The sequence below is a fragment of the Gottfriedia acidiceleris genome, from assembly GCF_002128425.1.
Classification (GTDB): Bacteria; Bacillota; Bacilli; order Bacillales; family Bacillaceae_G; genus Gottfriedia; species Gottfriedia acidiceleris.
This window is the reverse complement of sequence record NZ_NESS01000035.1, coordinates 1-1,263: the sequence shown is the minus strand read 5'-3', so window position 1 is coordinate 1,263 and position 1,263 is coordinate 1. Positions and strand designations below refer to the sequence as shown.

Annotated in this window: 2 protein-coding genes; both read right to left on the bottom strand. The window is 32.5% G+C overall.

Annotated elements, in window-relative coordinates:
* Positions 1-347 (bottom strand): substrate-binding domain-containing protein (locus B6K90_RS23215; protein ID WP_174567640.1); only part of this gene is annotated, 347 nt, incomplete at its 3' end.
* Between the two features lie 430 nt (positions 348-777).
* On the bottom strand, positions 778-1,263 hold a 486-nt coding region (locus B6K90_RS23210), incomplete at its 5' end, for a substrate-binding domain-containing protein (RefSeq protein WP_174567639.1).

The window sequence follows — 1,263 nt, the reverse complement described above, 5'->3', positions numbered from 1 at the left end:
ACTAATGAACTTGCTAAAGATTTATCTTCTAATTTTTCAGCAGCTGGTACATCTGAGTTACCAATTTGAATTGCTCCTGTTGATACTTGGTTTACACCAGTACCACTACCGCCACCTTGAACTGTAATTGATACTTGTGGGAACTTCGCCATAAATTCAGTAGCCGCTTCATCAGCTAGTGGTTGTAATGCTGTTGATCCTGCAGCACCAATTGTTCCTGTTAATTCTACTTTCTTATCATCTGAAGCTTTTCCAGTTGTATTATCATCTTTATTAGAACATCCTGCTAACATACCTGCTATAGTCATTGCTGCAAATGTTAATTTTAATCCACGTTTCATTTTAATCCCCCTAAAATGTTTGTTTTTATTTTTGATTTTATTTTTTAATTTTTGTTTGCTTCCTCTTACATTCTCTACTTTAAAGTTTTTAGGTTAAGCAAGTTTTAATCAATCGTAAAGAAATTGTAAATCTTTTTAAGGGATAGTATGTTTAATTGATTTCTGGGCATTGTAAGAATCAATATAATGCTAATTGTTTATTAAAACTTACTAAATATAAAAAAGAAAACTACTTAAAAGTAGCTTAACTTTTTAAGTAGTTTCAGGGTGCTGGTCCATGGAGAGTAGGCAATATTGAAGGATACTAACATATATTGCTTTATGGATATAATAATGTTTTTGTTGATAAAATACTTTCAGATCATTCATCCCCAATGAAACAAAAAAAACTGACTCAAAAAGTCATAGACCTTTGGAGTCAGCTTAAATTGCTTTATTATTGTAAACCTGACATTTCTGAAGCTGGGATATAGCCCATTTCAACTAACTTATCAGCAAATTCATCGCCACTAATGAATTCAATATATTCTTTTACTGGAGATTTTGCATCACCTTTCGTAATCATATACTCATATGAATAGAATGGGTATGCACCAGAAGTAATGTTATCAGTTGAAGATTCTTTTCCATCAATTTTAACTGTTTTTAATGCATCTTTTTTATCGCCGATTAAATATGAGTTAGCAAGATAAGAAATTGCACCAGGAGTAGAGTTTACAGCTTGTTCAACTGCACCGTTTGAATCTTGAACTGTTCCTACGCTATCGTTAATCTTAACGTCTTTCATAATTTTCTTTTCAAATGCTGCACGAGTACCAGATGATGCTGGACGGTTGATTACATTAATTTTCTCGTCTTTACCGCCAACTTCTTTCCAGTTCGTTACTTTTCCAGCGAAAATATCTTCAATTTGTTGAAGTGT